The 25,298-nt window shown below is 71.2% G+C and carries 28 protein-coding genes; 11 read left to right on the top strand and 17 right to left on the bottom strand.

Annotation, left to right across the window (positions count from 1 at the left end):
* Window positions 1-284 precede the first annotated feature (284 nt).
* From EDF40_RS07735 to EDF40_RS07755, 6 genes are all read left to right on the top strand, one after another.
* Window positions 285-2,681 (top strand): phosphoketolase, encoded by a 2,397-nt coding sequence (locus tag EDF40_RS07735; RefSeq protein WP_123339075.1) that lies wholly within the window; start codon window positions 285-287, stop codon window positions 2,679-2,681.
* Between the two features lie 93 nt (window positions 2,682-2,774).
* On the top strand, window positions 2,775-3,125 hold the full coding sequence (locus tag EDF40_RS18865; RefSeq protein WP_148053801.1) for a hypothetical protein: 351 nt from the start codon (window positions 2,775-2,777) through the stop codon (window positions 3,123-3,125).
* Window positions 3,106-3,321 carry a hypothetical protein gene (locus EDF40_RS07740; protein ID WP_123339076.1) on the top strand — a complete coding sequence of 72 codons (216 nt, stop codon included), beginning with the start codon at window positions 3,106-3,108 and terminating at the stop codon, window positions 3,319-3,321. Before EDF40_RS18865 ends, EDF40_RS07740 begins: the two co-directional genes overlap by 20 nt.
* A 33-nt stretch (window positions 3,322-3,354) precedes the next feature.
* Window positions 3,355-4,038: a fumarylacetoacetate hydrolase family protein gene (locus EDF40_RS07745; protein ID WP_123339077.1), complete on the top strand. Its 684-nt coding sequence runs from the start codon at window positions 3,355-3,357 to the stop codon at window positions 4,036-4,038.
* Between the two features lie 159 nt (window positions 4,039-4,197).
* Window positions 4,198-5,190 carry a sugar phosphate isomerase/epimerase gene (locus EDF40_RS07750; RefSeq protein WP_123339078.1) on the top strand — a complete coding sequence of 331 codons (993 nt, stop codon included), beginning with the start codon at window positions 4,198-4,200 and terminating at the stop codon, window positions 5,188-5,190.
* A gap of 11 nt (window positions 5,191-5,201) precedes the next feature.
* On the top strand, window positions 5,202-5,381 hold the full coding sequence (locus tag EDF40_RS07755) for a hypothetical protein (protein ID WP_123339079.1): 180 nt from the start codon (window positions 5,202-5,204) through the stop codon (window positions 5,379-5,381).
* Between the two features lie 47 nt (window positions 5,382-5,428).
* Here the strand turns inward: EDF40_RS07755 and EDF40_RS07760 are convergent, their stop codons facing one another.
* The 6 genes from EDF40_RS07760 to EDF40_RS07780 all read right to left on the bottom strand — a co-directional run bounded on the left by EDF40_RS07760 (window position 5,429) and on the right by EDF40_RS07780 (window position 10,820).
* Window positions 5,429-5,758 (bottom strand): hypothetical protein, encoded by a 330-nt coding sequence (locus EDF40_RS07760; protein WP_123339080.1) that lies wholly within the window; start codon window positions 5,756-5,758, stop codon window positions 5,429-5,431.
* A complete protein-coding gene (locus EDF40_RS07765) occupies window positions 5,755-6,324 on the bottom strand; it encodes a hypothetical protein (protein ID WP_148053802.1) in 570 nt (189 codons plus the stop codon). The genes EDF40_RS07760 and EDF40_RS07765 overlap by 4 nt, the downstream gene beginning before the upstream one ends.
* Window positions 6,321-6,935: an RNA polymerase sigma factor gene (locus tag EDF40_RS07770; RefSeq protein WP_235035797.1), complete on the bottom strand. Its 615-nt coding sequence runs from the start codon at window positions 6,933-6,935 to the stop codon at window positions 6,321-6,323. Before EDF40_RS07770 ends, EDF40_RS07765 begins: the two co-directional genes overlap by 4 nt.
* 147 nt (window positions 6,936-7,082) lie before the next feature.
* Window positions 7,083-7,238, bottom strand: coding sequence for a hypothetical protein (locus EDF40_RS19180; protein WP_185002898.1), 156 nt, complete (start codon window positions 7,236-7,238; stop codon window positions 7,083-7,085).
* A 178-nt stretch (window positions 7,239-7,416) separates the two neighbouring features.
* A complete protein-coding gene (locus EDF40_RS07775) occupies window positions 7,417-9,933 on the bottom strand; it encodes an ATP-dependent DNA ligase (protein WP_123339082.1) in 2,517 nt (838 codons plus the stop codon).
* Window positions 9,930-10,820 (bottom strand): SDR family oxidoreductase, encoded by an 891-nt coding sequence (locus EDF40_RS07780; protein ID WP_123339083.1) that lies wholly within the window; start codon window positions 10,818-10,820, stop codon window positions 9,930-9,932. The genes EDF40_RS07775 and EDF40_RS07780 overlap by 4 nt, the downstream gene beginning before the upstream one ends.
* Before the next feature lie 106 nt (window positions 10,821-10,926).
* Here EDF40_RS07780 and EDF40_RS07785 point away from each other — a divergent pair, with 106 nt between their 5' ends.
* Window positions 10,927-11,934 (top strand): Ku protein, encoded by a 1,008-nt coding sequence (locus tag EDF40_RS07785; protein WP_123339084.1) that lies wholly within the window; start codon window positions 10,927-10,929, stop codon window positions 11,932-11,934.
* A 46-nt stretch (window positions 11,935-11,980) separates the two neighbouring features.
* On the top strand, window positions 11,981-12,589 hold the full coding sequence (locus EDF40_RS07790; protein WP_123339085.1) for an antibiotic biosynthesis monooxygenase: 609 nt from the start codon (window positions 11,981-11,983) through the stop codon (window positions 12,587-12,589).
* Between the two features lie 3 nt (window positions 12,590-12,592).
* On the opposite strand, the gene EDF40_RS07795 is transcribed toward EDF40_RS07790, so the two are convergent.
* From EDF40_RS07795 to EDF40_RS07810, 4 genes are read right to left on the bottom strand one after another with little or no spacing between them, the layout of a single operon-like run.
* The gene (locus EDF40_RS07795; RefSeq protein ID WP_123339086.1) at window positions 12,593-13,534 is read right to left on the bottom strand and encodes a Ppx/GppA phosphatase family protein; all 942 of its coding nucleotides are present in this window, start codon (window positions 13,532-13,534) and stop codon (window positions 12,593-12,595) included.
* Window positions 13,535-13,562: 28 nt separating this feature from the next.
* Window positions 13,563-14,444: a ribokinase gene (locus EDF40_RS07800; RefSeq protein ID WP_123339087.1), complete on the bottom strand. Its 882-nt coding sequence runs from the start codon at window positions 14,442-14,444 to the stop codon at window positions 13,563-13,565.
* A complete protein-coding gene (locus tag EDF40_RS07805; protein WP_123339088.1) occupies window positions 14,441-15,871 on the bottom strand; it encodes an MFS transporter in 1,431 nt (476 codons plus the stop codon). Before EDF40_RS07805 ends, EDF40_RS07800 begins: the two co-directional genes overlap by 4 nt.
* A 5-nt stretch (window positions 15,872-15,876) precedes the next feature.
* On the bottom strand, window positions 15,877-16,905 hold the full coding sequence (locus EDF40_RS07810; protein WP_123339089.1) for a nucleoside hydrolase: 1,029 nt from the start codon (window positions 16,903-16,905) through the stop codon (window positions 15,877-15,879).
* A 163-nt stretch (window positions 16,906-17,068) separates the two neighbouring features.
* Here EDF40_RS07810 and EDF40_RS07815 point away from each other — a divergent pair, with 163 nt between their 5' ends.
* The gene (locus EDF40_RS07815) at window positions 17,069-18,067 is read left to right on the top strand and encodes a LacI family DNA-binding transcriptional regulator (protein WP_260212606.1); all 999 of its coding nucleotides are present in this window, start codon (window positions 17,069-17,071) and stop codon (window positions 18,065-18,067) included.
* Window positions 18,068-18,369: 302 nt separating this feature from the next.
* Here EDF40_RS07815 and EDF40_RS07820 read toward each other — a convergent pair whose 3' ends face one another.
* From EDF40_RS07820 to EDF40_RS07845, 6 genes are read right to left on the bottom strand one after another with little or no spacing between them, the layout of a single operon-like run.
* Window positions 18,370-20,058, bottom strand: a complete 1,689-nt coding sequence (locus tag EDF40_RS07820) for an MDR family MFS transporter (RefSeq protein WP_123339090.1) — start codon at window positions 20,056-20,058, stop codon at window positions 18,370-18,372.
* Window positions 20,055-20,675, bottom strand: a complete 621-nt coding sequence (locus EDF40_RS07825) for a TetR/AcrR family transcriptional regulator (RefSeq protein WP_260212607.1) — start codon at window positions 20,673-20,675, stop codon at window positions 20,055-20,057. Before EDF40_RS07825 ends, EDF40_RS07820 begins: the two co-directional genes overlap by 4 nt.
* A gap of 50 nt (window positions 20,676-20,725) precedes the next feature.
* Complete coding sequence (locus EDF40_RS07830; RefSeq protein ID WP_260212608.1) at window positions 20,726-21,208, bottom strand: GNAT family N-acetyltransferase; 483 nt, start codon at window positions 21,206-21,208, stop codon at window positions 20,726-20,728.
* A 40-nt stretch (window positions 21,209-21,248) separates the two neighbouring features.
* The gene (locus EDF40_RS07835; protein WP_123339092.1) at window positions 21,249-21,938 is read right to left on the bottom strand and encodes an HAD family hydrolase; all 690 of its coding nucleotides are present in this window, start codon (window positions 21,936-21,938) and stop codon (window positions 21,249-21,251) included.
* Window positions 21,939-21,993: 55 nt separating this feature from the next.
* Window positions 21,994-22,635, bottom strand: a complete 642-nt coding sequence (locus EDF40_RS07840; RefSeq protein ID WP_123339093.1) for an MBL fold metallo-hydrolase — start codon at window positions 22,633-22,635, stop codon at window positions 21,994-21,996.
* Between the two features lie 57 nt (window positions 22,636-22,692).
* On the bottom strand, window positions 22,693-23,118 hold the full coding sequence (locus EDF40_RS07845; protein ID WP_123339094.1) for a MarR family winged helix-turn-helix transcriptional regulator: 426 nt from the start codon (window positions 23,116-23,118) through the stop codon (window positions 22,693-22,695).
* Window positions 23,119-23,170: 52 nt separating this feature from the next.
* Here EDF40_RS07845 and EDF40_RS07850 point away from each other — a divergent pair, with 52 nt between their 5' ends.
* Together EDF40_RS07850 and EDF40_RS07855 are read left to right on the top strand one after the other, a co-directional pair.
* A complete protein-coding gene (locus EDF40_RS07850) occupies window positions 23,171-23,926 on the top strand; it encodes a glycosyltransferase family 2 protein (RefSeq protein ID WP_123339095.1) in 756 nt (251 codons plus the stop codon).
* Between the two features lie 95 nt (window positions 23,927-24,021).
* The gene (locus EDF40_RS07855) at window positions 24,022-24,678 is read left to right on the top strand and encodes a hypothetical protein (RefSeq protein ID WP_123339096.1); all 657 of its coding nucleotides are present in this window, start codon (window positions 24,022-24,024) and stop codon (window positions 24,676-24,678) included.
* Between the two features lie 9 nt (window positions 24,679-24,687).
* Here EDF40_RS07855 and EDF40_RS07860 read toward each other — a convergent pair whose 3' ends face one another.
* Window positions 24,688-25,296 (bottom strand): helix-turn-helix domain-containing protein, encoded by a 609-nt coding sequence (locus tag EDF40_RS07860; protein WP_123339097.1) that lies wholly within the window; start codon window positions 25,294-25,296, stop codon window positions 24,688-24,690.
* Window positions 25,297-25,298 lie beyond the last annotated feature (2 nt).

Below are 25,298 nucleotides of genomic sequence, written 5' to 3' on the forward strand. Positions count from 1 at the left end.
GTGCGGAGGAGATGCCGAACGCGGCACCGCCGAGCACGAGGGCGCCGGTCGTGGCGAGGGTGATGGAGGTCTTCAGGCTCTTGCGCATGGTGATCTGTCCTTTGCTGTGTGGGCACCCCGGCCGACGGCCGACGTATGCTCCTGTGCGTACGCTGAACAACGGCCATGTCTGACCGGAGAGCGCCCTGGGCTTTTGCCCTGTGCAACTCATTCGGTGCACCCCCGCGATCGGTTTGGAACGAGTTCCTGAGGTTCACGGGGCCGGCATTTCGTAGCGTGGGGGCATGGCTCCTGCACAGCTCTCCACCACCGACCGACTCCGGGCGGTCGACGCCTGGTGGCGTGCCGCCAACTACCTGACGGTCGGGCAGATCTACCTGCTGGACAACCCGCTGTTGGGGCGGCCGATCGAGCCTGACGACATCAAGCCCCGGCTGCTCGGACACTGGGGCACCTCGCCCGCCCTCAACCTCGTGTACGCGCACTGCAACGCGCTGATCGCCGAGACCGGACGTGAGTTCCTCTACGTCTGCGGCCCGGGCCACGGCGGCCCGGCGATGAACGCGAACGCCTGGCTCGACGGCACGTGGGGCGAGCTGTACGCGGACGACGACCTGCAGCGCTTCTTCCGGCAGTTCTCGTTCCCCGGCGGGATCCCGTCACACGCGGCTCCGGAGACACCCGGGTCCATCAACGAGGGCGGCGAACTCGGCTACTCCCTCGCCCACGCGTACGGGGCGGCCCTGGACAACCCCGACCTGGTGGTCGCGTGCGTCGTCGGCGACGGCGAGGCGGAGACCGGCCCGCTCGCGGGGTCGTGGCAGGCACACACCTTCCTCGACCCGGTGTCCGACGGTGCCGTGCTCCCGATCCTCAACCTCAACGGGTGGAAGATCGCGAACCCCACCGTCCTCGCCCGCATCCCCGGTGAGGACCTGACCGCCTACTTCCGTGGCCTCGGGTACGACCCGATCGTGGTGGACTCGAAGCGGGTCGACGACGACCCGTACGCCGTGCACGCCCTGTTCGACGGCGCTCTGCGTCGAGCGCTCGCATCGATCGACGACATCCAGGCGGCAGCTCGGGCGCAGGCCGAACGTGCGGCTGCCGGGCAGCCTGCCGGCGCCGCCGACCTGCGCCCGCGCTGGCCGATGATCATCCTCCGCAGCCCGAAGGGGTGGACCGGGCCGAAGGAGGTCGACGGCCAGCAGATCGAGGGGACGTTCCGCGCCCACCAGGTGCCGCTGTCCGAGGTCCGCGAGAACTCCGCACACCGCGCCCAGCTCGACGAGTGGATGCGGTCCTACCGACCCGAGGAGCTCTTCGACGCGGACGGGAACCCCGTCGGGATCATGACGACGATCCGTCCCACCGGCGACGACCGGATGAGCGCGACTCCCCACGCCAACGGCGGGCGCATCCGGACGGCCCTCGACCGACCAGCGCTCGACGCGTACGGGGTCCCCGCCGGCTCGACGGCCTCGGCCACCGGCACGCTCGGCCCGTGGCTCGCAGCGCTGATCACGAAGAACCCGTCGACCTTCCGGCTCTTCGGCCCGGACGAGACGATCTCGAACAAGCTCGACGCGGTCTTCGACGTCACCTCGCGCGTGTGGCGGGCACAACGCGCGGTCGGCGACGAGCACCTCGCGGCCCGTGGACGCGTGACCGAGGTGCTGTCCGAGCACCTGCTGGAGGGCATGCTCGAGGGCTACGTCCTCTCCGGCCGGCACGGGCTCCTGAACACCTACGAGGCGTTCGCCCACATCATCGACTCGATGGTCGGGCAGTACGCCAAGTGGCTCGAGTCCTCGACCGACATCGACTGGCGTGCGCCCGTGTCGAACCTGTCGATCCTGCTGTCGTCGCACGTCTGGCGGCAGGACCACAACGGGTTCTCCCACCAGGACCCCGGGTTCCTCGACGTCGTCGCGTCCAAGCAGCAGGACCTGGTCCGGATCAAGCTGCCCGCCGACGCCAACACGCTGCTCGCCGTCGCGGCACACGCCTTCGAGACCACCGACCGCATCGAGGTGATCGTCGCCGGGAAGCACCCCGAGCCCGTCTTCCTGTCCCTCGAGGACGCCGTCGCCCACGCGGACGCAGGTCTCGGGGTCTGGGACTGGGCCGGTACCGAGCAGACCGTCGGTCGGGTCGACGTCGTCCTCGCCTGCGCCGGGGACGTTCCCACGGTCGAGGCGGTCGCCGCCGCGGACATCATCCGGCAGCACGCTCCCGAGGTCAGCGTCCGGGTCGTCAACGTCGTCGACCTGCTCGCCCTCGGCGACCCCCGGAAGCACGAGCACCCGATCCCCGACGAGCGGTACGACGAGCTCTTCCTGCCCGGGACCCCCACGGTGTTCGCGTTCCACGGGTACCCGTCGCTCGTGCACCAGCTGACCTACCGGCGCAACGGCCACGACGACCTGCACGTGCACGGGTTCCTGGAGCAGGGCACGACGACGTCGCCGTTCGACATGCTCATGCGGAACGAGATCGACCGCTTCGCGCTGGCGCACGACGCCCTGACGCGGGTCGATGCGGGTGCACACGCCGAGTTGCTCGACCGGCTGTCCGCCGCACGAGACGCGGCCCGCGAGTACGCCTACTCACGGGGCGAGGACCACCCGTCCGTCGACGGGTGGGAGTTCTCGGGGTGGCCGCAGGACCCGTCTGCCTGATCCCTCCTGCACAGGCCGGGAGGCCCGGATCACCGTCCACAGGACCGGTCACGCTCGCCGCGTGGCCGGTCCTGTGGCGTCAGGGTGGCGGTCATGGACATCGGCTGGATCAGTGCACTCGTGTCGGTCACGAGCGCGTCCGTCGCAGTGGGCGCACTCGTCGCCTCGGTGCTCGACGGGCGCGCCGGTCGGCGAAATACGGAGTTCTTGGGGCATCGCGACCTCTGGTGGCAGCGTTGGTCGTGGGTCGCTGACCGAGCAACCTCGGATGACGAGGACAGGCGCGCGGCAGCTGCCGTGATGTCCGCGGCACTGGTGACCCGGAGCTGGACGACTGATGACGACACATGGACGTCCACGGCGCTCGCTGACTTCGAGGCAGCACGAGCGGAAGCCCGGAGACAACAGGAAGGAGTGCTCGCAGATGATCTCGACGCTGACTGATGAAGAGTTCAAACGATGGCTCGACAACCGCGAGATGACGACACCACGGCTCCTCGCGAGCCCCCACTACGGTCCGCTCATGCGCGCCAAGGGTGCCGAAGAAGAGCTCGCGCAGATGCGGATCGAGTGGCGCGAACGGCAGGAGCGCGCCCGCGCGCGGAAGCTCAAGTACGAGGCGTCCTTCGGTGAGAGCTGAACCGACGCCCTGCGAGCCTGCCACGCTGAGACCGTGACCGACCTCGTCATCCCGGCCCCGAGCCTCCCGACCGTCCCCACGACCACGGGCGCACGCTTCCCGGTCCGACGCGTCTTCTGCGTCGGTCGGAACTACGCGGCGCACGCACGCGAGATGGGTCACGACCCAGATCGCGAGCCGCCGTTCTTCTTCACCAAGCCGGCGGACGCCGTCGTCGTCGACGACGCGGACACCCCGTACCCGCCGCTGACGGTACAGCTCGAGCACGAGGTCGAACTGGTCGTCGCGATCGGCACCGGCGGCGCGGACATCGGCGTCGACGACGCGCTCAGCCACGTCTGGGGCTACGCGGTGGGCATCGACCTCACCCGACGCGATCTCCAGGCCGAGGCCAAGCGCCTCGGTCGACCCTGGGACACGGCGAAGGGGTTCGACGCCTCGGCACCGATCGGCGCGATCGTCCCGGCACAGGGCATCGACCCGACGGCTGGTGCGATCGAGCTCGTCGTCGACAGCGAACGACGGCAGGTCGGTGACCTGGCCGAGCAGATCTGGTCGGTGGCAGAGACGATCGCGGCGCTGTCGCGGTCGGTGACGCTCGCCCCCGGGGACCTGCTCATGACGGGGACGCCCGAGGGGGTCGGGGCCCTGCAACGCGGACAACTCGTCGTCGGCACGATCGCCGGCATCGGCACGGTCCGCACCCGCATCGTCTGACCGGCGTTTCCGCAGTGTGACGCGCCGCTGGGAGCGCTCGCAGACACGCCGGGTATCCCTGGTGCGACGCCAGGTGGGGATCGCGGCGTCGCACACACGGGGCAGGACCATCGCGACGGGCGTCTGCAGCTGCTCCGGGATGACGGAGGTACGGCCGTGATGGAACACGATCTGCTGGCGACGTCGTGGACGTGGGCGGGCGACGAGCCCATCCGCGAACGCGTCCACGCGGTCAGTGCCGCCGGCTTCGCCGGACTCTCGTTGTCACTCGACGACCTGCACCAGGTCCGTGCGACGACGGGCTTCGCCGAACTCCGCCGCATGCTCGACGGTGCGGGGATCGTCTGGGTCCAGCTGGGGCCGCTCGACCGCTGGTGGACGTGCACGAGCCGGACCGACGACGCCGCCGCCGACCGCGGGGTGGTCCTCGAGGCCGCCGCGGCGCTCCGGGCCTGGCAGGTGATCGCTCGTGCCGACACGACGTTGCCCGGCGCTTCACCGATCACCATGGCCGACGACTGGACCGTGCTGGCCGACCAGGCCGCGGCCGTCGGCGCGCAGCTCGTGCTCGAACCCGAGCCGTGGTCGAACCTGCCGACGATCGAACGGGCCTCGCGGTTCGTCGCGGCGGCGGGTCACCCGAACGGCGGGCTGCTGCTCGACGCGATGCACACCCTGCGGGGCGGGTCCACCTTGGCGTCGATCCGCCAGGCGGTCGCGCCCGCGACGCTCGCGGCGGTCGAACTGAGCGACGGGCTCCTGCACACCCCGGCCGGCATGACCCTGTCCGAAGAGGCCCGCGAGGCACGGTACCTGCCCGGAGCGGGCGCGTGGGACCTGCCAGGGCTCGTGCGCACCGTCCGGGAGCTCGGCTTCGACGAGCCGTGGGGCGTCGAGGTCCGGACCCCCGGCCACCGGGCGATGCCGACCGGCGACGCCCTGCGGACGGCCGCGGCGGCGACGCGCGCCGTGCTCGATGCGGCAGACGCGTACGGCGCACCGGCCGCACCGGCGATGCCCTCGTCTCCAGCTCCGACTTCAGCGGTCGACTTCGAACCGCCCCACCCGAGGACCGATCCGCGGGGCAGAACACCCTGGGGATCGCACCGCCCGGCTGGACGCCGGGACGCCGACACAGGCACGCCCGCGTAGCCTCCTGGAGCATGAGCGACCAGACTGCACACGACGACGACGACCTCCTCCGCCGCTCGCAGGAGTCCATCGACGAGGCCAAGGCCGCTGCGGCCGAGGTGTCCGAACCCGGCGAGGACGAGCTCGTCGACGAGGACCTCCCCGTCGCGGACGACGCCGAGCCGTCGGACGGACCGGCACCGGCCGCCTGACCTCTTCCCCGCCGACTGGTTCGTCGGCGCATGCTCCGGTCGCGGCGTCAGTCGATCTCGACGACGCGGACCGTGACGTCGGAAGGCGCTGCCCCGAGGGCGTGGCGCGCTGCGGTCACGACGGCGTCACGCACGGCCCGGATGACCGTGATCGTCGGCACGGCCCGGTCGGTCGTGACGACCACGCGGATCCGCGCCCCGTCCGGACGGTCCTGCACGAGCACGGCCCCACCGTCCCGAGGGATCTCGAGCACGGAGCGGACGTCGCGGACGAGCGTGGCGAGCCCGGGTCCGGGCGGCAGGACCGACCGGACGCCCGGCACCGCGAGGACGACGGAGGTGAGTTCGCGGGAGAGCACCCGGACGTCCGCGGTCACGGTGTGCCCCCGACCACGACGTCGGCGACGCGGACGACGACAGTGCGGATGCGGAACGGTGCGTGCGCGCCGAGCACCGACGTGATGTGCGCCCGGAGTGCCTCGGCACGGTCCGACACCGATGCCTCGAGCGTGGCCACGATGGTGACGTCGACGTCCACGGCACCGCCGGGGACCCCGACGTCCCCGCTGAACCGGGTCCGCCGGACGACGACACCGGGCACGTCGTCACCGAGGGTGCGGACGAGTCCGCGCAGAGCCCCCTCGGTCACGACCAGGTGCGCAGCCGGGTCGCCGTCGGGGACCGGGATGTCCCGTCCGGCGTGGGCGGTCGTCCGGATGGACGCGAGCACCGAGCTGATCCAGCGCTCGTCGCCGTCCGCCGATGCCTCGGTGTCGAGCAGGTCCCGTGATGCCACCCGCAGGGCCTGCAGCCGCTCGAGTGCGGCGACGGCTTCGGGATCACCCTCGATGTCCGCCCGGACAGGCGTCCGGTCGGCGTCGAGGTAGTCGGAGAGTTCGTCCAGCGTGAAGGCACCGTGACGGTCGTCGACGTCGTCGGTCATCGCCACCCCTCCATCTGTTCGAGCACGTGTCGCCGTGCACGTGCGAGCAGCCCGCGGACGGTCGGCGCGGGCAACCCGGTCGCCTCGGCGATCTCGGCGTAGGGCGCCCCACCCACCTCGCGCATCACCCAGACGGCGCGCTGTGCATCCGGGAGTGCCTGCACGATACGCGCGAGTTCCCGCACCTGCATCCGGGTGGCGACCACCTCGTCGACGGGTCGTTCGTCCGGGGCGTCGACCATCGCTTCGAGGTCGGCGTGCGGGTGCCGCCCGCGGAGCCGGTCGAGGGCCTTGTTGGCCGCGATCCGGAAGAGCCAGTTGCGCACCCGTTCCGGGTCCTCGACCCGGTCGATGCGCTGCCAGGCCTGCAGTGCGGCTTCCTGAACGGCGTCGTCGGCCTCGCCGTCACCGTACCCGAGGATCCGAGCCGCGTAGGCCCGCATGTGCGGTCCGTACCGACGGATCAGCACCCCGAACGCGGCCGTGTCGCCGTCGGCGCTGCGCTCGACGAGCGAGGCGTCGGACAACGCCGCGAGGGCTTCGTCGCTGGACAGGAGCAGCTCCTCTTCGCGGATCTCGGATTCTCGTGTGACGAATCGGGTGTTCGTCACGTCCTTAGTACGTGCCTACCAGGTACGCCTCCGCGCGCCTGGTGCGAGCGCGCCGTGGCCGGCCATCCCTGAAGGGTCGGTCACGGTGCTTCGACGGCGGCCCGTGCGCTCCCTGATCCGGTGCACGGGCCGTCTTCTCCCCGGTGGCTACTCGTCGGTCTCGTCGGCGAGGAAGTCCGCGTAGGTCGCGTCAATGTCGGTCACCACGGCCCCCGGATCAACCGGGATCCGTGCGGCACGATCTCCGTTGATCGCGACGCGTTCCTCGGCCGTGTACGGCGGCAGGTACTTGCTCGAGCTCATCCCCAGGCCCTTTCGTCCCGGCGAACGTAACAGTCGGCGGCGGACCGGCGGACGGACGGGTGGAAACGTCCCCCGCCCGGGCGCCGGACGGGGGACGGAATTTCGCCACGGGCGGACCCCATGCGCACGCATCAGCGCGTTCGCGAGCTGGCACAGGGCGGCCGGTCCGGCGAGCAGGTCAGTGCTCGCGCACCACGTCCTCGGGGTCCTTGTCCGGACGCCAGCCCCGCCAGGACGGCTGCCGCAGGCGTCCGTCACCGGTCCACTCGGCGAACTCGACCTCGCCCACGCGCTTCGGCGTCACCCAGTGCGCGTCCCGTGCGTCGATCCGCGGCACGTCGACGAACGGCGAGGTCTTCCGGTCGAGCGGTCGCAGCGCTGCGGCGATCTGGTCGAGGTCGCGGTCACGGAACCCGGTGCCGACCTTGCCGACGTACTCGAGGCCGTCCGGACCGGGCACGCCGAGCAGCAACGAGCCGATCCCGCCCGCTCGACGACCGCTGCCCGGCTTCCACCCTCCGACCACGACTTCCTGCGTGGCGTGGTGCTTCAGCTTCAGCCAGGCCTCGGACCGCCTGCCCTCGGCGTACTTCGAACTGCGCTTCTTCGCGACGACCCCCTCGAGGCCCTGTTCCTGCGACGACGCCATCACGCCGTCGAGGTCACCCTGCGAGCCCGGCGGCACGTCGATCGCCCCGCCGGGCTCGACGACCGTCTCGAGCGCTTGCCGCCGGGCGTCGTACGCCAGGCGGGTGAGTTCGTGCCCGTCGGCCTCGAGCACGTCGAAGACCAGGAACCGCACGGGGGTCGCCTGCTGCGCCGCCCGCACCTCACGCGCCTTCGTCAGGCCCATCCGGTTCTGCAGGAGCTGGAAGCTCGGGCGCCCCCGGTCGTCGAACGCGACGATCTCGCCGTCGAAGACGCCGTCGACCCCGGCACGGTCGCCGAGTTCCTGCAGTTCCGGGTACTGCTCCGTCAAGTCGTTGTCGTTCCGGCTCCGCAGCGTGACCGAGCCGTCCCGGACGGTGGCGAGCGCACGGACGCCGTCCCACTTCATCTCGAACGCCCAGTCGGCCGGGTCCAGCCGGGGTGCGTCCTTCGCCAGGGTGGCCTGCATGGTCCGTCGGTCCCCCGGAGCGGTGTCCGCGGGGCTGGCGCCGCTGATGCGCCGCTGTCCGTCTCGGTGCGCGGCAGAGGGACGGGAGGCCCGCCCCGCGTCCGTCGCGCCGCCGGCGTCCGCCAGCCGGTCGGGTTGCTCCTTCGTGCGGTGGATGAGCCAGTTCTTCTCGTCGCCCGCTCCGCCCCGGCCGCGGGTGTGCAGGAGCGCCAGTCGGCGAGCGCCGCCGGTCCGACCGTGCAGGGTGACGATGACCTCTTCGCCCTCGCGCCACTTCTCGAGCTCGTAGGTGCCGTCGTCCCAGAGCGTGACCGTGCCGCCGCCGTACTCGTCCTTCGGGATCGTGCCCTCGAACGCGCCGTACTCGAGCGGGTGGTCTTCGGTCTGCACGGCCAGGTGGTTCTTGCCCGGGTCGTTCGGTTCGCCCTTCGGCAGGGCCCAGCTCACGAGCACGCCGTCGTGCTCGAGCCGGAAGTCGTAGTGGTCGCGGGTGGCGTGGTGCTCCTGGATCACGAACGTCGGGGTGCCGTCCTTCCGGACCGTGGGGGCTCCTTCGGGCACCGGTTCCGGCGTCTTCGAGGCGTCGCGCTTCGCGCGGTAGGCGGTGAGCCGGTCGCGAGCCGGCTGCTCGGCCTCGTTCGCACGCTCGGTCCGGTCGCTGTCCCAGTGACCGTGGTCGTCGCGCCCGACGGCCAGCGAGGCGGAGGCGACCGGGTGCAGGTGGTCGCCGTGCGCCTGCAGGCGTTCGAGGACCTCGTCCAACGTGAGCTGCGCGAGCCCGCGTTCCTCGAGCTCCTTCCAGGTGCGGGGTGCTGCGACCGTCGGCCGCTCGCGGCCGCGCAGCGAGTACGGCGCGATCGTCGTCTTGTTGCCGTTGTTCTGCGACCAGTCGACGAACACCTTGCCCGTCCGCTCGGCTCGGCTCATCGACGACAGCACCAGGTCGGGCAGGTCGTGCTCGAGCGCCTTCGCGAGTTCGTGCGCGACGTCGGAGACGTTCGCCGTGGTCGACCGGCCGTCGAGGGCGGCGTAGAGGTGGATCCCCTTCGAACCGGAGGTCACCGGGTACGGGTCGAGCCCCATGCCGTGCAGGATCTCGCGTGCCGCGACCGCCACCTCGACGCACTCGGGCAGGCCGACGCCCTCGCCGGGATCCAGGTCGAGCACGAGCCGGTCCGGGTTCTGCTGCCCACCGCGCGGGCCGAACCGCCACTGCGGCACGTGCAGTTCCAGCGCGGCCTGCTGCGCCATCCACACGAGGGTCGGCAGGTCGTCGACGATCGGGTACTCGTTGTCGTGCTCGGAGTGGTGGATGGTGTGGTGGCGGACCCAGTCGGGGGCGGAGTCCGGCAGGTTCTTCTCGAAGAAGACCTTGCCGTCGACGCCGTTCGCCCACCGCTTCCGGGTCACCGGGCGGTCCTTGACGTGCGGGATCATCCACGGCGCCACACGCTCGTAGTACTCGATCACCCGCCCCTTGGTCGTGCCGGTCTCGGGGTAGAGCACCTTGTCCGTGTTCGTCAGCGCCAGTCGCCGATCGCCGATCAGGACGACGGTCTTGCGGGCCGCCGGACTCACAGCGCCACCCCGGTCGCTCCCGCCACCGTCAGGGTCGTGCCCGAGGTGTACGACGACTCGGGCCCCGCCAGGTACACGTAGGCGCTGCCGAGCTCGACGGGCTGCGCCGGCCGGCCGAAGGGGGTGTCCTGGCCGTACCGTGCGATCTCGTCGCCCGGGTAGCTGATCGGCTGCAGTGGCGTCCACACCGGCCCGGGCACCACGGTGTTCGCCCGGATGCCCTTCGCCGCGAGCTGCCGCGCGAGGCCGTTGGTGTAGGTGATGATCGCGGCCTTCGTCGCCGCGTAGTCGATCATGCGGTCCTGCGGTTGGTACGCGGACACCGAGCTCGTCGTCACGATCGCGCTGCCCGGCGCCATGTGCGGCACGGCTGCCCGGACCAGCCAGAACAGCGAGTAGAGGTTGACCTTCATCGTGCGGTCGAAGTCCTCGGTCGACTGCTCGGTCACGTCCTCGTGCACCAGCTGGTGTCCGGCGACCAGGACGAGGGCGTCCAGCCCACCGAGGTCGCGCACCGCCGTCCGGACGAGTTCGTCGCAGAAGCCCTCGTCCGTCAGGTCGCCGGGCAGCATCACGGCATTGCGCCCGAGGTCGGCGATGACGTCACGGACCTCGGTCAGGTCGTCGATCTCCTCGGGCAGGGAGTTCAGAGCGACGTCGGCCCCTTCCTTCGCCATCGCGATCGCCGCGGCTCGGCCGATGCCGGAGTCGGCACCCGTGACGAGCACGCGGTACCCCCGCATGCGCCCTGTGCCGAGGTAGGAGACCTCGCCGTGGTCGGGCGGCGGGTCCATCGCACTGGCCAGCCCGGACCCCTGCTGCGTCTGCGCGGGGAAGGGCGGGCGTGGGAACTGCTCACGCGGGTCCTGCTTGTCGAGCTGGCTCATGCGCCCATCGTGCTCGCGTCGACCGGTCGACGGTCCAGCGAACCCGGATCTGTGGAGAACCCGTCGGCTGCGGGCACTCCCGTGCGGACACGGGCATCATGTGCCCATGAGGTCGATCTGGAAGGGTTCCATCGCGTTCGGGCTCGTCAACGTGCCCATCAAGGTGTACGCGGCCACCGAGACCCACGACGTGTCCCTGCACCAGGTCCACGACGAGGACAAGGGCCGCATCCGCTACAAACGCGTCTGCGAGTTCGGCCACGAGGTCGAGTACGCCGACATCCAGCGTGCCTACGACGACGGTGACAAGACCGTGGTCCTGACCGCGGACGACTTCAAGCAGCTCCCCGAGGAGCAGTCGCACGAGGTCGAGGTGCTCGAGTTCGTCCCCGTCGAGCAGGTCGACCCGATGATGTTCGAGAAGACGTACTACCTCGAGCCGGACTCGCGCTCGCCGAAGGCCTACGTGCTGCTGCGCGAGACCCTGGCGAAGACCGACCGGCTCGCGATCGTGCAGTTCACGCTGCGCCAGAAGACCCGGCTCGGCGTGCTGCGCGTCCACGACGACGTCATCCTGCTGCAGGGGCTGCTCTGGGGCGACGAGGTCCGAGCCGCCGACTTCACGGCGCTGGACTCGTCGGTGAAGGTCAGCGCGAACGAGCTGAAGATGTCCTCGTCGCTCGTCGAGAGCATGTCGACGGACTTCGATCCCGACCGCTACACCGACTCCTACCAAGAGGAACTGCAGCAGCTCATCGACGCCAAGCTCGACGCCGGTGACGACATCGACACCGAGAAGACGTTCGGCGCGAAGGACGACGAGGACGACGAAGGCGAGGGCGGTGACGTCCTCGACCTGATGGCCGCCCTGCGTGCGTCCGTGGACAAGAAGCGGACAGGAGGCGCGGGGTCGCGTTCGTCGTCCAGCTCGCGTTCGTCGTCGGGTACCGACTCGAGCACGTCCGGCTCGACGAAGAAGGCGCCGGCCCGGAAGGCCCCGGCAAAGCAGGCGACCACCGAGAAGGCCCCCGCGAAGAAGGCTCCGGCGAAGAAGGCACCCGCGAAGAAACCCGCGGCCAAGAAGGCGCCCGCCGAGAAGAAGCAGGCGAGCTAGGACCGTCCGACACGAGCCGGTAACACGCTTCCGCGAGACTGGACCCATGACTCCACAAGAGCCTGGGAGCCTGCAGTCGTCACCCGCGACCGATGGCCCGCCCGTCACCGTGTCCATCACCCGCCTGGTCGAACCCGACCGCATCCCCGAGGTCACCCACTGGGTGCAGTCCGGCGTGAACCTCGCCAACCGCTACCCGGGGTTCCTCGGCTCCGGGTGGGTGCGCTCCCGGGCGCAGTCCCGCGAGTGGCACATGCTCTACCGCTTCGCCGACCACGACTCGCTCGCCACGTGGGAGAACTCCGACGACCGCCTGCGCTGGCTCGACCTCGGGCGCGACCTGGTCGTGGAGTCCCGCATCGAGAAGCGCACGGGCATCGAGGGCTGGTTCGACGTCCCGCAGGACGCCCCGGCATCGAGCGCTCCCCCGCGGTGGAAGCAGGCGGTGAGCATCTGGCTCGGCTTCTTCCCGGTGAACCTGGCGTTCACGTACTTGATGGCGTGGCTCGTCCCAGCGTTCGCACACGTCGCGATCCTGCCCCGTGTGCTGGTCACGACCCTCGTCCTCACGCCGATCATGACGTTCTGGGTGCTGCCCTTCGTGACGAAGCTGATCCGCCCGTGGCTGCTGGCGCCGCCGAGGCAGCACCCGTAGACGCTACGGCGTCCCCAGCACCGACAGCTGGTCGAGCCGCTCGAGGATCACGCCCTCGCGAAGCGCCCACGGGCAGATCTCCAGCGCGGGCAGGTCGAAGATGTCGAGGCAGGCCTCGGCGACGAGCGCACCCGGAACCACCTGGTGCGCGCGGCTCGCCGACACCCCGGGCAGCGTCGCGAGTTCGTCGACCGACATCGTCAGCAGCGCGGGCAGCTTCGACCGGAGCACGTCGCCGTCGAGCGCCCGCGGCACGAGCGGACCTGCACCCGAGGGCGCCGCCCCGCAGATCCGCGCGATCGACCGGAAGGTCTTCGAGGTCGCCACGGCACGGTCCGGACGCCCGGCGCGGAGCAACTTGCCGGCGTCGCGGGCGATCTCCACGCGGATCTCGTGACGGATGCGGCGGACGTCGTCCTCCGTCGGGGTGCCCGCGGCGAAGTACGAGCGGGCGAGCCGTGCAGCACCGATCGGCATCGACCACGCGACGTCCGGAGCCTCGTCGGCGCCCCCGGCGATCTCGAGCGAGCCACCGCCGATGTCGAACACCGCGAGCCGTCCGGCCGACCACCCGAACCACCGCCGGACGGCCAGGAACGTGAGTCGTGCCTCGTCCCCACCGGACAGCACGGCCAGCTCCACGCCGGTCGAGGCCTCGACGTGGGCGAGCACCGCGTCGGAGTTCACCGCGTCGCGCACGGCCGAGGTCGCGAACGCGAGCATGTCCTCGCAGCCGCGTTCCTCGGCGACGCGGACGGCGTCCGCGACGAACCGCGTCAGCGCGTCGACGCCCTCGGGCGTCACCGCGCCGGCGTCATCGAGGTGCTCGGCCAGCCGCAGCGGCTGCTTGAACGAGGACGCCGGCAGCGGCGCGGCACCGCCGTGGGCGTCCACCACGAGCAGGTGGCCGGTGTTGGACCCGATGTCGAGGACTCCCACGCGCATGCCACAACGCTAGCGGCCGGGCAAGCGGTCAAGGACCGGGAGGCCCGTCCTCCGCCCGCAGGAACGCCTCGAGTTCCGCCGTGGTCGGGTACGAGGCCTGCGCGCCCGCCTTGGTCGCGGCGTACGCCCCGACCCCCACCGCGAACCGTGCGGCGTCGACGAGGGAGTCCCCCGCCGCCAGCCGCAGGGCCACCGAGCCCATGAAGGCGTCGCCGCAGCCCGTGGTGTCCACCGGCTCGACCCGGACGGCGTCGATCGACACCGGGTCCGCGTCGCCGTCGTACACGACGCAACCCGAGCCGCCGCGGGTGACGATCGAGCGCGCGACGCCGTGCTCGCCGAGCGACGCGGCCTCGTGTTCGTTGACCAGCAACACGTCGGTCAGCTCGAGCAACTCGGCGGGGACGTCCCCGAAGGGCGACAGGTTCGTCAGCACCGTGACCCCGGCGGCGTGCGCTGCCCGGGCTGCGGCGAGGACGACGTCGATCGAGACCTCGAGGCAGAGGCCGAGCACGCCGGCGTCGTCGAAGGCGTCGGCGGGCACGTCGTCCGGCGTCAGCGTGCCGTTGGCGCCGGCGGAGATCACGATGGTGTTCTCCCCCGCGGCGTCGACCGTGATGACGGCGGTGCCGGTGGCCACGCCCTCCCGGACGGCGACGTGCGTGGTGTCCGCACCCGCAGCCGCGACGGAGTCGCGGAGCAGCGCACCGTTCCCGTCGTCGCCGACCGCACCGATCATGCGGACCGTGCCCCCGAGCCTCCCGGCAGCCACCGCCTGGTTGGCGGACTTGCCACCCGGCAGGATCGCCAGGTCGGACCCGTGCAGGGTCTCACCGGGCTTCGGGAACCGCTCGGTCCGGACCACCAGGTCCGCGTTGAGCGATCCGACGATCACGATGGTCTGGGTCAACGGACGGTCTCCTTCTGCGGCGCGACGGACGTGGTCTCGGCACTCTCCGGGCGGGGGATGAGGAACGAGATCGCGAGCGCGGCGGTCGTGATCACGGCACCGAGCAGCATGCCACCGGAGTACCCGGCGGTGCCCGCGGACCCGCCGACCCCGAGCGCGATCTGCAGCGCCGGCAGGACGGCGAAGCTGACCCCGGCGCCGAGGTTGAACGCACCGGCGTTCAGGCCCGGCAGGAAACCGGGGTTCGACTCCGGCGAGAGCACGATGCCCAGGCCGTTCAGGATGATGTTCGCGATGCCCGCGTACGTGATGCCGATCAGGACGGTCGCGGTGACCAGGACCGGCAGCGAGTGCACGCCCACCAGTGCCATCAGGACCGTCGAGACGATGCTGCCGATCAGGCCGAAGCGGAGCACGGCGCGGTAGCCGATGGTCGGCGCGAGGCGCCCGGCGAACGGACCGACGATCCAACCGACCAACGCGTACGGGGTGAGGAACACCAGCGAGGCGAGGTCGGGTTCCATGCCGAAGCCGGCGTCGCCGTTCTGCGCGAGCGACGTGACCAGCCCGTTCACGACCGCGAAGACGCCGGTCATGGTCAGGAACGTCGTCGCGAGGAGCGCCCACGTGGCACGGCGCTTCAGGAACCGGGTCTCGACGAGCGGCTCCTTCACGCGGGACTCGACCGCCCAGAAGACCGCGAAGGCGGCGAGCGCGACGACGCCGCCGCCGATCACCAGTGCCGGGTTGGCAGCACCGAGCTTGCCGGCCTCGTTGAACGCGGTGAGCAGCGCCCCGACCGAGACGACGAGCGGCACGACGCCGATCCAGTCCATCCGGGTGCCGGCCGAGGGCTTCGACTCGACGCCCCACACGGCGACGAGCGCCAGCGCGATGACGGTGACGACGGCGATGACCCAGAAGATCCCGCGGAACCCGAAGTTCGTGGCGATCCAGCCACCGGCCAGCGCGTCCACGCCGGCGATGCCGCCGTTCACGGCGGTGAGCAGACCGAGTGCGGCGCCGTAGCGCTTCGGGTCGGCGATCTCGTTGCGCAGGACGAGCAGGCAGATCGGGACGACCGGGCCGGTGACGCCCTGGATGATCCGGCCGGCGAACAGCATCGGCACGTTCACGGCGAGTGCGGCGACGATGCTGCCGACGAGCATCACGGCGAGCATGCCGATCAGGACGCGCTTGCGGCCGACGATGTCGGACAGGCGCGGCAGGAACAGCGAGAACAGTGCCGCCAGCGTGAAGTACAGGGTCTGCGAGAGCCCGATGGTGGCGTCGTCGGTCTTGAGCTCGCGCGCCATCGTGACCAGCGCGGGGCTGAGCATGCTCGCGTTGAGCTGGAACGCGATGCACGCGGCGAGGAGCGCCGCGGTGAGGGCGCCGATCGACTTCTTCGTCGAGGTGGTGGTCATGGTGTTCAGATCTCCGGGGTGGTGGTGATGCCGGCTTCGACGGCGTCGGCTGCGGCGCGCGGGGTCCAGCCGGTGTCGGTGGTCTCGCCGATGCGCTCGAGGGCGTCGACGACCAGGTCCCAGAACCGTTCGTGGTCGAGCTCCATGGCGGCGCTCGTCCGGCAGTCCTCCGGCGCGGGCGCACGGAAGTCGGCGACGGTCATGCCCAGCGTCAGGCTGCCCTGGGTCTCGATGTGGATCGGGACCTTCACGGCGCGGACGATGGTCGGGTCGATGACGTAGGCGACGGCGCAGGGGTCGTGCACCGGCGGGGCGTCGAAGCCCTGCGCGTCCTTGTAGGTCTGGCCGAAGAAGTCGAGCAGCTCGCCGACGAACGCGGCCGGGGCGGTGCCGACGGCGGCGATGCGTGCGGCCACCTCGGGGGTGGCGAGGGCCTGGTGCGTCAGGTCGAGTCCGACCATGACGACGTCCCAGCCGGCGTCGAAGACGATCGAGGCGGCCTCGGGGTCGATGACGATGTTGAACTCGGCGACGGGGCTCCAGTTGCCGACGTGCACGCCACCGCCCATGAGCACGACCTGCTTGACGCGCTCGACGATGCGGGGTTCCTTGCGGGCGGCGAGGGCGATGTTCGTCAGGCCGCCGGTCGGCACCAGCGTGACGGTGCCGGGCTCGTGCGCCATGACCGTCTCGATGATCAGGTCGACGGCGTGCCGCTGGTCGAGCTCGAACGAGGGCTCGGGCAGCATCGGTCCGTCGAGGCCGCTCTCGCCGTGGATGTCCGGGGCGACCTCGATCTGGCGCAGGAGCGGACGGTCGGCGCCCGCGGCGAACGGCACCCCGGTGATGCCGGCGATGCGCGCGACGGCGAGGGCGTTGCGGGTGACCTTCGGCAGCGTCTGGTTGCCGACGACGGTGGTGACGGCCAGGAGCTCGATGTCCGGGTTGCCGTGAGCCAGCAGGATGGCGACGGCGTCGTCGTGGCCGGGGTCACAGTCGAGGATGATCTTCGAGGGCTGGGTCGCACTGGGCACGCTGGGCGCTCCACTTCTTCGGGGAATCGAGGGGTCTGTGCTCGACGCGGTGGGGATCCGCGGTCCGACAGATCGTCGTCGCGCAGCGCGTCAAGCGTTTGACATCGAAACACGTCAAGCGTTTGACGTCAAGTCGTCGAGGCGCCCTCGGTAGCATCGACCCGTGCCTTCATCCGTCGCTCCGGGCCGCCGTGTGACCGCTGCCATGGTGGCCGAGCGCGCCGGAACGAGCATCGCCACGGTCTCCCTGGTCGTCAACGGCAAGGACCGCGGCCGGGTGTCCGTCCCCATCGCCACGCGGGTGCGCGACGCCGTCGACGAGCTCGGCTACGTCGTCGACCACGCCGCGAGCTCCCTGGCACGGGGCAGCGGCGACCTGGTCGTCCTCATCGCCCCCGACCTGTCGAACCCCTTCTTCGCCGAGGTCATCCGCGGCGTGCGCGACACCATCGGCGACCGGTTCCAGCTCGTGTTGTCGGTCACCGAGCGCGGCGCGCAGCCCCTGGCAGCCGACGTCCGCCGCTTCGAACGCCTCCGTCCGGCCGGCATCCTCGTCGACGCCCCGGCCGCCGGCGAGTCGATGTCGGCGAGCGTGCCCGTGGTCCTCCTCGACGCCCCGGGTGGCACCGAGGCCGTCAACTACGACCTCTCCCCCGGCGTCCACGACCTCGTCGCGCACCTGCACGAACAGGGGCACCGCCGCGTCGGGTACCTCGACGGGACCTCGCGAGCGACGACGTTCGGGGTGCGGCGCGAGCTCTTCGAGCAGGAGTGCGCCGCCGCCGGCATCACCGTGTCCGAGGTCACCGCCCGCGCCGACCTCACCGTGGACGCCGCAGCCTCGGCCACCGAGCACGTCATCGAGGCCTGGCAGGACGACGACGTCACCGCGGTCGTCGCGGCAGCGGACACCCTCGCCTACGGCGTCCTGCGCATCGCCGGGTCGCTGGGCATCGCAGTCCCCGGGGAGCTCGCGGTCGCCGGCTTCGACGACCTGCCGTCGTCGTCGGTGACGGCCCCCGCGCTGACGAGCGTCGCCCTGCCCGGCGCCGACCTCGGGCGCGCGGCCGCGGAACGGCTGCTCGCGACGCTCGACGGCACCGCGGCCGAGCCGGCAGCGCTCCCCACCCGCCTGGTCCGGCGCGCGAGCACCGGCGCGTAGCGCCCGCCGCGGAGCACCCGGCGCCCGGTGCGCGGTGCGCGGTCTTGTCCGCGGAAGCGACACTCCTCGCGGAGTCGACCCGTTCACCCCCGCAAGAGCGACAGTGTGCCGCGGATGGTCTACGGCACACTGTCGCTTTCGCGAGCCGGGTCGCGACGACAGCCGGCCGCGGCAGTGAGCGCGACCGGACGACGGACGGGAGGCGCGGTACCAGCTGGCACCGCGCCTCCCGTCAGCACGCCGTCGTCTCCACAGCGCGCCCCGCGGCCCGCAGGACGCCGCCGGATCGGGCGGCGTCTCGCTCAGTCGGAGGCGTCCCGGCGGAACGCCGGCGTCTCACCACCCGACGACACGGACTCCGCCCGGCCCGAACGCTGCGCACGCTCGAGCTCGTCGGCCTCGTCGCCACCGACGGCCTCGCCACGGGCGACCATGCCGGCCGTGTCGGAGAGCGTGATCTGCGGCAGGAACAGGGCGAGCAGGAACGCCACCGCGATGAAGGGCAGCAGGTACCAGAACACGGGCGCCAGCGAGTCGGCGTACGCGTTCACGATGCCGTCCTGCACCGCCTCGGGCAGCTTCGCCACGGTCGCCGGGTCGATGCTGCCCGCCGACGACGCCGCATCGGTCGCCGAGCCGCCGGCACCGGTGAACACGTCGGTGAGCGACGTCGTGAGCCGGGCCGTGAACAGCGCACCGAACACGGCGGTCCCGAGGGAGGCGCCGACCTCGCGGAAGTAGTTGTTCGTCGAGGTCGCGGTGCCCACCTGTTCGGCCGGCACGGCGTTCTGCGCGACCAGGACGACCACCTGCATGATCAGTCCGAGCCCTGCGCCGAAGACGAACAGGTAGGCGCAGATCAGCCAGATCGGGGTGGCCGCGGCGAGCTGGGTCATCGCGAGCATCGCGATGGCGACCAGGACCGTGCCGATGATCGGGAACATCCGGTAGCGACCGGTCTTCGTGATCAGGTTGCCGGACGCGATCGAGGTCCCGATCAGGCCGACCATCATCGGCAGCATCAGCAGACCCGAAACGGCGGCCGAGGTGCCTGATGCCATCTGCAGGAACGTCGGGACGAAGCCGATCGCCGCGAACATGCCGATGCCGAGCACCAGGCCGATGCCGGTCGCGAGCAGGAACGTGCGGTTCTTGAAGAACGACAGCGGCAGGACCGGGTCCTGCGCACGCGACTCGACGAGCACGAGGAGCGCGGCGGAGACGACGAGCCCGGCGAACCAGGCCCAGGTCTCGGGTGCGTCCCAGCCGTGGTCCTTGCTGCCGCCGAACTCCGAGAAGAACACCAGGCAGGTGGTCGCGGCGGACATGAAGAGCACGCCGAGCACGTCGATGCGCTTCGTCGCCTTCTTGTTCGGCAGGGTCAGCGCGAACCACGCCACGAAGAACGCCGCGATGCCGACCGGGATGTTGATGTAGAACGCCCAGTTCCAGGTGAGGTGGTCGACGAAGAAGCCGCCGAGGAGCGGGCCGCCGATCGCGGACAGGCCGAAGATCGCACCGAGCGGGCCGAGGTACTTGCCACGCTGCGAGGCGGGCACGATGTCGGCGATGATCGCCTGCGACAGGATCATCAGACCGCCACCGCCGAGCCCCTGCATCGCGCGGAACACCACGAGCTGCGTGAAGTCGCCGGCGAAGGCACACCCGGCCGACGCGATGGTGAACAGGGCGATCGCGATGAGGAACAGGTTGCGGCGGCCGAGGACGTCACCGAACTTGCCGTAGACGGGCATCACGATGGTCGAGGCGAGCAGGTACCCGGTCGTCAGCCATGCCTGGTGCGCGACGCCGCCGAGTTCGCCGACGATGGTGGGCATCGCCGTCGAGACGATGGTCTGGTCGAGGCTGGAGAGCAGCATCCCCGCGATGAGCGCGGAGAAGATGATCCAGATCCGGCGCTGTGTCAGCAGCAGCGGTCCGTCGGTGCCGGGGCGGGCACGCTTGGTGGTGCCCGGCGCGGTTGCGCTCATGGTGTGGAGTCCTGTCCGGTGGTGATGGCCGCCCTCATCAGGCGGAGGTTCTGGGTGAGCAGCTCGTCGAACGGCGGGCCGGTGGTCTCGTCGAAGGCGTCGTCGAAGTAGGTCTCGGCGGTGACCTTCGCCAGCGCCGCGGCCGCTTCGGTGACCAAGCGCGCACGGCGGTCGGACGGATCCGACCAGCCGAACCGCTGTCGCAGCGCCGCGGTGATCCGGGCGAGCTGCACGTCGGTCGCCGACAGGAACCGCGCGACGAGCGCCGGCTCCCGCTCGAAGACCCGGCGCACCAGGACCTCGTCCGACCGGTCGATGCCGTAGCGGCGGAGCTGGTCGATCGCCAGGGCGACGATCGAGTCGAGCGGATCGAGGTCGGTCGGGACGACGCCGCCCGCGGCGTACTCGTCGATCGCCTCGACGTCGGCGTGCAGCTCGATGCCGAGCACGGCGTCGTCCTTCGACGCGAAGTGGTTGAAGAACGTGCGCCGTGACACCCCGACGATCTCGCAGAGCTGCTCGATCGTGAAGCCGCTCAACCCGTGCTCGACCGTCGCCCGGCGCGCTTCGACGATCATGCGTCGGCGCAGCTCGCGGGTGCGTTCGGTGGTGTTCACCGAGCAAGAATTGCACTATCTGACTGAGAGTGCAATACGGGTCGGAACGCTCAGAGCGCTTTCTCGAAGCAGAACGACCACGGCATCGTCGCCGCGTACGGCGCGTAGACCGGGATCAGGCTCCACCCGGTCTTCTCGTACAGGGCGACCGCGTCAGGCTGCTTGTCACCGGTCTGCAGGATGAGCCGGGGCGCGCCGAGCTCGCGGCCGATGCGCTCGCACTCGTCGAGCAGTGCGGTGGCGGCACCCTTGCCGCGGGCCGACGTCAGCACGATCAGCCGCTTGAGCTCGACCTCGTCGCCGAGACGCCGGATCGCGATGTGCCCGACGGCCTGCCCGGCCTCGTCGAGGGCGAGGACCGAGGCGACGACGGTCGACGGGTCGACGGACAGCGCGCGGCTCCGCTCGGCCGTGATCGCCGGGTCCTCGTCGCCGTTCGACGAGCCGTAGCGTTCGTGCATCTCGTCGTCCATGCGGGCGCGGAGCACCACGGATCGGGGGTCGTCCCAGGACACGCGTTCGATCGTGATCACGGTCGACGATCCTGTCACGGATGCCGGCGGCGGTGCACGCTCACGCGCGCCCGTCCAGCGCCGCGATCGCGCCGTCCCCGGACCGCAGCGCGGCGAGCAGGGCAGCGGCGTCGTCGTGGACCTCGGCAGCGCCGGCGCCGCGGAGTTCGTCGCCGCCGATGCCGCCGGTCATCACCGCGACACACGTCACCCCGACGCGTCCGGCCGATTCGACGTCCCACATCGCATCACCGACCATCACGGCAGCGTCCGCACGCACACCGGCCCGGTCGAGCGCCACCTGGATGATCCCGGGGTCCGGCTTCGCCTGCTCGACGTCCTCGGAGCTCGTCACGGCGGTGAGCCACTCCTCGGCGTCGAGCAGTTCACGCAGCCGCGTCAGTTCGTGCTCCGGCGCACTCGTCGCCAGGACGACGGCGTGCCCGGCCTCGGCGACCGCACGGAGCAGGTCACGGGCGCCCGGCAGCAGCCGCAGCTGCGGCATGTGCTCGGCGAAGTAGGCGGTGTGGAACTGCTTGACGGTGTCGCGCGTCTCGTCGGACGCGTCCGGCAGCAGCGTCTCGAGCAGCTTCGCGGAGTCCATGCCGATCGCGCGGTGGATCCGCCAGGCGTCGACGGACTCACCCGCTGCGCGGGCAGCGCGCCACCAGGCATCGATGTTGGCGTAGTTCGAGTCGACGAGCGTGCCGTCGATGTCGAAGAGGACTGCGGTCGAGGGAGCGTCGGACATCCCTCCATGCTGCCCGGGAGGCGCGGATCGCCTCCCAGGAGCACGGTCGCGTCCGTCAGACGGTGATCGATCCCCCCGCGGGCAGGATCAGGACCGGCACCGGTCCGAGACCGTCCGAGCCGAGGAACCGCGCGGTGGACTGCTGGCCGAGGTCGCTCAGCATCGCCTCGTGGATCTGCACGGCACGCTCCGGCGCCACCGACCGGACGTAGTCGACCGCGGCAGCGGTGCTCGTCCACGGACCGCTGGTCGGCAGGAGCAGCGTCTGCACGGGGACACCTGGCTCGAGGTAGGCGTCGCCCGGGTGGAAGACGGCACCGTTGACCAGGTACCCGACGTTCGCGATCGTCGGGATGTCGCGGTGGATGACGGCGTGCTCCTCGCCGAAGACCTGTACGGAGAACGGCCCGACCTCGAACGCATCACCGGCACCGACCGCAGCGACACGGCCGTCGTGGTCACCCAGCTGCTCGACGATCGCCGCCGGCCCGCGGACCACGAGCGTTGGGTTCGCGTCGAGCCCGCCACGGACAGCGTCGACGTCGAAGTGGTCGGCGTGCTCGTGGGTGATGAGGACCGCGGCGGCAGCGCCGGCAAGATCAGCAGCCTCGGGCGTGAAGGTACCCGGGTCGATGACGAGGGTGGTGCCGTCCTGCTCGAGGACGACGGTGGCGTGGGTGTACTTCGTCAGCTCCATGCCGACAACACTACAACTGTGTTGTATTTCTGGTGTCCGATCCGGGTGAGGGAGCACTCAGTCGGCGCGCCGGGCCAACCGTTCGAAGATGCCGGGCAGGCGCTCGAGGGCCGCGCGTTCCTCGTCGTCCAGTTCCTCGCGGATCGCCGTCGCCAACCAGTCGGCGCGCGCCGTCATGTCCCGGCGGAGGACCTCGCTGCCGGTGTCGGAGATGCGGATGACCGACACGCGACGGTCGGTGTCCGACGTCGTCCGCTCGACGTACCCGAGGTCGGCGAGCTCCCCCACCGTGCGCGACTGCCCCTGGTGCTTCACCGCCCGGCGACGTGCCAGCTCGGCGATCGGCATCGGCCCCTCGCGCTCGAGGAACCCGAGGGTCGTCGCGTGGGCGGTCGGCAGCGAGTCCGCCTCCCGCTTCGCAGCGCGCACGACGCGACCGATCGCGTGCCGGAGCTCCACGGCGAGTTCGTCGGTCCGGTCCATGCCCGGAACGCTACCGCGTGGCCGCACAGCGGACCTCCGGTTGGATCGGAGGATGGTCCGCGTCTCCGTCGTCATCCCCGTGCGCGACGACGCTGCGCACCTGCGACGCTGCCTCGACGCCCTCGCGGTGCAGACACTGCTCGCCGACGAGGTCGTCGTGGTCGACAACGGCAGCCGGGACGACAGCGCCGAGGTCGCCCAGGCAGCGGGGGCGATCGTGCTCACCGAACGCATCCGTGGCATCGCCCGGGCCTCGGCGCGCGGCTACGACCGGGCCTCCGGGGACGTCCTCGTCCGGCTCGACGCCGACTCCGTCCCGCCGCCGGGGTGGATCGCCGACGCGGTGCGGCTGTTGGCCGATCCGACGGTCGTCGCGGTGACCGGGCCCGGGTGTCCGCGCGACGGCGGGCCACTGATCGGCCGGCTGTGGGACGCCGTCTACATGCGGCCGTACTTCGCGCTCATGTGGGCCGCGCTCGGTCGCCCACCGCTGTTCGGGTCCGCGATGGCGATGCGGCGCTGGACCTGGGACGCGGTCCGCACCCGAGCGCACCGCGAGGACCCCGAGGTGCACGACGACGTCGACCTGAGCATGCAGCTCGACCCGGCCTGGCGGGTGGTGGCCGACCCCGTGCTCACGGTGCAGGTGTCCGCGCGACCGTTGTCGGGCCTCCCGTCCGCCCTGCTGCGGACGCGACGCGCCTTCCACACGTTCCGCGTGAACGGCCGGCGGGCCAACCCGGTGCGTCGGTGGGCGCGCCGGGTGCGCGCGGGGCTGCGGGTGCGTCGCGGGTGGCGCACACGCTGACGGGGTCACGGAACGGTGACGCTTGCGGACGCCGTCAGCACGTCCGCCTACGTTCGATCGCGCGGGCACGTCCGCACGACGAACGAGGGGGAACGATGCGGCGGTCAGCGCGCACGACGACATCCGGGATCACGGCGACGCTGACGGCGGCACTGGCGATCGGACTCGCCCTGTCGGGCTGCGCCCAGAGCGCACCAGCGGGGCCGAGCACGCCGTCCGCGACGATGGCGGAGAGCACCGGCACACCGAGCGCCAGCCCGAGTAGCACCGGCACCACCGCCCCCGTGACCGACGACGCCGGCACGGTGCCGGCCGCTTGCACGGACCTCATCACCCCTGGCGAGTGGGACGAGGCCTTCGCCTCGGCCCCGCTGAACGACCCGTCGGTCGTCGGCGACCCGATCGCGATCCCGAAGAGCGCCCTCACCCCCGTCCTGCAGGCCGACGGCAAGCCTCTGTACTGCGTGTGGCGGGAACCGCAGGCCGACATCTCGTACCTGTCGATCGCGGTCGACACGGTCGACGCGGCGACGGCGAGCACGGAGCTGGAGAAACTCTCGGCGGACGGCTACGACTGCGCTGACCAGGCCGACGGCTACCAGTGCCAGAAGGTGTCGAAGAACGAGCAGTACCCCGTGACCGACGGGGACACCTACTTCACGCGGGGTGACATCGGCATCCACATCCAGCAGTCGAACATCGAGACCTCTGGGCTCCTCGACGACGTCGTGGACCACGTCTTCGCGGCGTAGACCGGGCGGTCAGCGCGTCGGTCTCGACCGCACGTGCGCCCGCTCCCCCTGGGGCCCGTACAGGCACAGCACCTCGGTCACCGAATCGGTGACGTTGCCCATCCAGTGCGGGGTGTGGGTGTCGAACTCGGCGACCTCACCCGGCCCGAGGTCGAGGTCGTGTTCGCCGAGCACCAGGCGCAGGCGGCCGGACAGCACGTAGAGCCACTCGTAGCCCTCGTGCGTCTTGAGCGACGGTTCGCCGCCCGGTGTGTTCGGTGGGAACAGCTGCTTGAACGACCGCACGCCGCCGGTGCGCTTCGTCAGCGGCACGACGACCCGGCCGCCGTGCACCTCGGGCTTCATGTGCACCCGGGGGTCTCCGGTCTGGGGCGCTCCGACCAGGTCGTCGAGCGGCACCTGGTACGCCCGCGCCAGTGGGAGCAGCAGTTCGAGGGTCGGCTTGCGCTGCCCCGACTCGAGCCGCGAGAGCGTGCTCACCGACACCCCGGTCTCCTCGGACAGGGCGGCGAGCGTGACGTCCCGGTGGGCACGGAGCGCGCGCAACCGCGGACCCACCCCGTCGACGACCTGGGCGGTCGTGCGGGGGGCGACTGGTTCCTGCGGGCCGTGGGACATGC

Origin of the sequence: Curtobacterium sp. PhB170 (assembly GCF_003752345.1) — a bacterium.
In the GTDB taxonomy this organism is placed as follows: Bacteria; Actinomycetota; Actinomycetes; order Actinomycetales; family Microbacteriaceae; genus Curtobacterium.